Source organism: Frankia sp. AgB1.9 (genome assembly GCF_016786355.1).
Classification (GTDB): domain Bacteria; phylum Actinomycetota; class Actinomycetes; order Frankiales; family Frankiaceae; genus Pseudofrankia.
Genome location: NZ_JADWYX010000241.1, coordinates 1 through 4340 on the forward strand (window position 1 = coordinate 1; position 4340 = coordinate 4340).

Sequence of the window (4340 nt, forward strand, 5' to 3'; positions counted from 1 at the left end):
GCGCTGGCCACCGGACAGCGTGCCGATCTGCTGGGCGAGCACCCGGTCGGGCAGGCCGAGCGACGAACAGATCCGGGGGGGGGGGGGGGGGGGGGGGGGGGGGGCCGCCCCCCCCCCCCCCCCCCCCCCCCCCCGCCCGTCCCGGGATGCCGGGGGTCAGCGGGTGGCCGGGGCCGGACGACGGGTCGCCTTCGCGGCCCGGGTACGGGACCCGCCGGGCCGGGAGGTGGGGGTGACCGCGTACTGGTAGCGGCGCGGGTTGTCGCCGACCCGGTGGACCGTGCCGCTGACGGTCATCACCTGCAGCGCGTTGGCGACCGCGCCGGAGGACCGCTCAAGGTGGCGGGCGACTTCACCGGCGGTGAACGCGACGTCGTCGTTCTCGCGCAGGTAGTCCAGGACCTGGTCGGTGAGCTGCCCAGGGCGCATCCGGGGCGCGCCGTTGCCGTTGGTCCGCGCCTCATCCGCCGCCGTCGCCGCCCGCGCGGTGCGCACCCGGGGCGCCGACGCGGGCGCGGGGGCGCCGGTCCGATTCGGGCAGGCGGCGACCGGGCAGCGCATCGCCAGGCACGTCGGCACCACGTCGCCGGGCACACCCGCACCGCCGTCGGGCACGTCGGGGGTGTCGGCGGACGGGGCGGCTGGGGCGTCGTCGGGGGCCGTGTCCACGTCCTCGGCGGCTACCGGAACGTCGGGCGCCTCCTCGGTACTGACCGCGGGTGAGTCAGGGGCGGCAGGGTGGTCGTGGGCCGTCGCGGGCGCGTCGGGCGTCGGGGCGTCGGGCGTCGGGTCGTCGGTCTGGGTGTCGGTGTCGTCGGTGACCAGATCGACATCCGGGCTCTCGGCGACATCCAGGCTGTCGGCGTCCGGCGCCGGGGCGTCCGGCGCCGGGGCGTCCGGCGCGGGGGCGTCGGGCGCGGGGGCGTCGGGCGCGGGGGTGGTGTCCGGGTCGGTGGGCTGGGCTGTCGGGGCGGGTGTCGGGGCCCAGTGGGCGGCGGGTCGGCCGGGACCGGCGACGGCGGGCGTGACCCGGGCGACCCGGCCGAGGGCGGCGAGGCGGGTCAGGGCGGTCTGCGCGGTCGAGCGGGACACCCCGGCGCGGGCGGCGAGGTCCTTGGCGGTGATCGGGCTGCCGGCGGCGGCGACCATCACCATGAACCGGGTGAGGTCGGCGGGTACGGCGTCGACGTCGGCTGTGGGTGTGGTGTTCTCGGGCATGGTGAAAACCGTTTCCGTTCGTGTGGGGTGGGTGGCCGCGTAGGGCGGCCCGGGTTTTGTTTCGTTTCCAGCTGTACCTCGATTTCCCCGGGTCCAGCCAGCCCCGTTTTGGAATTCTTTTCGACCGTGCCGTGTTTTCATGACTCTTTAGGAATGGGGTTGCGGAACGCGATGTGATCAAGTTATGGTCGCGGCGTTCCGCTATCACGGCGCGCATAGGAACGGGCGCGCGCCGACACAACTCCCTGGGTGAAGTGGGCCTGGGGGTTGTGTCGGCCGGCCTGTTGGCGTCCGGGATTTTCCGATGTCGGTGTTTCTTTCCGTGAAAGGGAGGTGGCCGATGGCCTGCCCTCACCCACCCGACCTACAGTCCCCACCCGACCGACCGTCCCCGCCCGACCCCATCGGGCCGGCTGGGGACCGTGCGGGTGGGGTGGTCGCGGTCGTCGCGATTCCCGCCGACCCGCGCGGCCCGGCGCGGGTCGAGGCGGTGCGGTCCGAGGACGTGGACCCGCTGCGCCGGCTCGTCGGCGGCGACCTGCGGGCGCTGTTCCTGGACGAGGACGCCTGGCTGCTCGTCGGCCAGCAGCCCGAGGACCGCGACCGGCCGGTGAACACGCGGGCGCGCCTGCTGCGCGGCGCCCTGGATCCGGACTCACCCGGTGAGGTGATCTGCGGGGACGCGGTCGTCGTCGGGCCCGGCTACCCGGGGGCCACGACCGCCGCGCCCGGCTGGCTGCGCGACTTCCTCGCCGACCCGCCGGGCCTTTTCGGTATCGAGCGCGAGCACTCTCGGAGCGGGCTGTGGGAAGCGACCGGGAAACAGTTCGGCGACGTGTTCGAGGGTCTCGCGGTCGCGGCCATAATGACCCGCCTGTCCCCGCGCACGTTCCGCCTCACCCGTATCCCCAACCGTCCGACGACGTGACCGGTGCGGCGGCCGGAATGGTGCCTTTCCTCTTTCCCGCCCAGAGGCCGGGGGCTGTCCTGCCGATTTTCGCCGCCGTAGCTCCACGCCCGGTCCCGGTCGGGGCCGCCACGAAGGCACGCGGCCCGCCCTGCCGGGCCTTCGGGCCCACGCGAAAGCCGGCCATTTGAAGGCGGCCCCGGCGCAGCCACGCCGGGGCCTCGGAACCCCACCCCTTTACCCAAACCCAGGAGTGAAGCCCTGATGAGCATTCTCCCACCCGACACCCCCACCCCGACCCCGCCCGACGAGGACGGCGAGCCGCGCCTGGTCGAGCTGCTCGCCTACGGCAACGGGACCTGGACGCTGACGATCCGGCCCGGCGCGGACGGTCTCGACTTCGCCGCGGCTCTCAGCGGTCTTCCCGACGACGTGTGCTTCGTCGAGTCCTTCGGCGACGTCGAGGCGACGCTGCTGTTCCGACCCGACCCTGACGACACATCCGCCCCGGCCACACCGGCACCCGCCGGAATGCCGGCCCGGGGCGGCGCTGCCCTCGCCGGAGCGGAGGCGGTCCGATGATCGACGTCGTCGTGATCCCCGCCGCCCCGACCTCGCCGGCCCGGGTGGAACGCCTGCCCGCCTGGGACCTGGCCGGTTTCCAACGCCTCGTCGGCGGCTACACCGACGCCATCCCGGTCGGCGACGAGCTGTGCCTGCTCGCGCGGCGCGGCGCGGCGCTGCGCGGCTTCCCGGTCAACCAACGGGCCGGTCTGCTCGCCCTGTACGCCGACCCCGCCTTCGACGGCGTCGACCTGCGCGGCGACATCGTCGCCGCCGGGCCACCCGACGGCGACGACCTGACCCCCGCCCCCGCCTGGCTACGCGACCTGTACGACCCCGCCGCCCGCTTCCACGTCGTGGACCTCACCCCAGGCCCCGAGGACGACACCGAGCCGCTGCCGTTCCCGTTCACCGACCCCTTCCTCGGCCTCGCGGCCCTCGCCGGAATGACCCGGGCGTTCCCCGAATCCCAGTTCCGCCTCACCCGCATCACCAACCCCGAGGACCGGCCATGACCACACCCGGCGCCCGGCCGCCGTCCCCACCCGTGGCCACCACCCATCCAGCCGCAGGCGCCGAGACCCCCACCTACGCCAAACAGCTCGGCGAGCGGCTCCGGGCACTACGCCGACACCAAGGCCGCTCCTTGCACCAGGTCGAGGCCCAGTCCCACGGCGAATGGAAGGTCGCCGCGCTCGGCTCCTACGAACGCGGCGACCGGATGATCAGCATGGACCGGCTGGCACGCCTCGCGGCCTTCTACGGCGTCCCGGTCAACGTCCTACTGCCCGGGCGCCCCGTCGGCGACCGGGCCGCGCGCGGCGTGCGGATCGTGCTCGACCTCCCCGCCCTCGCCCAAGTCAGCGACCCGAACGTGGAGCGACTACGACGCTGGGTCGCCCAGATCCAGGTCGCACGCCACGACTACGGCGGGCGAGTCCTCACCATCCGCACGGAGGACCGGCGCACCCTCGCCGTCCTCTACGACGTGGCACCCGACACGCTCACCGCCCACCTTCAGCGGTGGCGGGTCCTGCACGCCACGAGCAACCTGCCCAACCCCACCGACCCCACCGACCCCCGCTAACCGAACCCTCACCCCGGACCGGGGTGCGGCCCGATCTCTGGCCGCGCCCCGGTCCTCCTCACGCCGCACGTCCCCGATCCCGGGCGCCGCCCGCCCGACCCCGACCGGCCCCACACGCGGGCCGCCGCCGCCCGGCCGCTGCGGCGCCGGGTCGCCGTGATCCAACGCCAACCCGGCGACCGCGCCGGCCACGTCAGGACGCCCAGCGGCCCGGCACACGGCCCGCGCCCCGGCGCCCGGCGGGGGGCCGGGATCACCCGGACGGGGCGGCATGGCGGACTCACCCGGCGAACCGGGCCTCCAGGGAAGACCGCCACGCCGCGTGTGCCGGCCCTGTCCATCCGTGCCCGTTCGGGGCGTCACGCGGCGTTGGGGGATGGCTAGCGGCCCGCAGGACCGTCGGGCGCGACCTACATCGACTGTGCGGGGCCGCCCGGCAGGGGCCCGGCCGGGCGTCGCCGACCTCGCTCAGTCCAGGGTTCCCGGCGCCCCCGCGCGCCCCGCGTTTCGGGCACCACCGCGCCACACACCTCTCGCGTAGAAGGAGCCCCCCCCGCCCGCGCG

At 75.3% G+C, this 4340-nt stretch carries 5 protein-coding genes; 4 read left to right on the forward strand and 1 reads right to left on the reverse strand.

Features of this window, described 5'->3' with window-relative positions; all coding sequences use genetic code 11:
• Nucleotides 1-156: 156 nt before the first annotated feature.
• Nucleotides 157-1218 (reverse strand): MarR family transcriptional regulator, encoded by a 1062-nt coding sequence (locus I6A60_RS40720; RefSeq protein WP_203055885.1) that lies wholly within the window; start codon nt 1216-1218, stop codon nt 157-159.
• A 433-nt stretch (nt 1219-1651) separates the two neighbouring features.
• Between I6A60_RS40720 and I6A60_RS40725 the strand changes: the two genes are divergently transcribed.
• From I6A60_RS40725 to I6A60_RS40740, 4 genes are all read left to right on the forward strand, one after another.
• A complete protein-coding gene (locus I6A60_RS40725; protein ID WP_203017056.1) occupies nt 1652-2146 on the forward strand; it encodes a hypothetical protein in 495 nt (164 codons plus the stop codon).
• A 243-nt stretch (nt 2147-2389) separates the two neighbouring features.
• Nucleotides 2390-2707, forward strand: coding sequence for a hypothetical protein (locus tag I6A60_RS40730; protein WP_203017054.1), 318 nt, complete (start codon nt 2390-2392; stop codon nt 2705-2707).
• Nucleotides 2704-3204, forward strand: coding sequence for a hypothetical protein (locus I6A60_RS40735; protein WP_203017052.1), 501 nt, complete (start codon nt 2704-2706; stop codon nt 3202-3204). Before I6A60_RS40730 ends, I6A60_RS40735 begins: the two co-directional genes overlap by 4 nt.
• Nucleotides 3201-3776 carry a transcriptional regulator gene (locus I6A60_RS40740; RefSeq protein ID WP_203017050.1) on the forward strand — a complete coding sequence of 192 codons (576 nt, stop codon included), beginning with the start codon at nt 3201-3203 and terminating at the stop codon, nt 3774-3776. The genes I6A60_RS40735 and I6A60_RS40740 overlap by 4 nt, the downstream gene beginning before the upstream one ends.
• Nucleotides 3777-4340 lie beyond the last annotated feature (564 nt).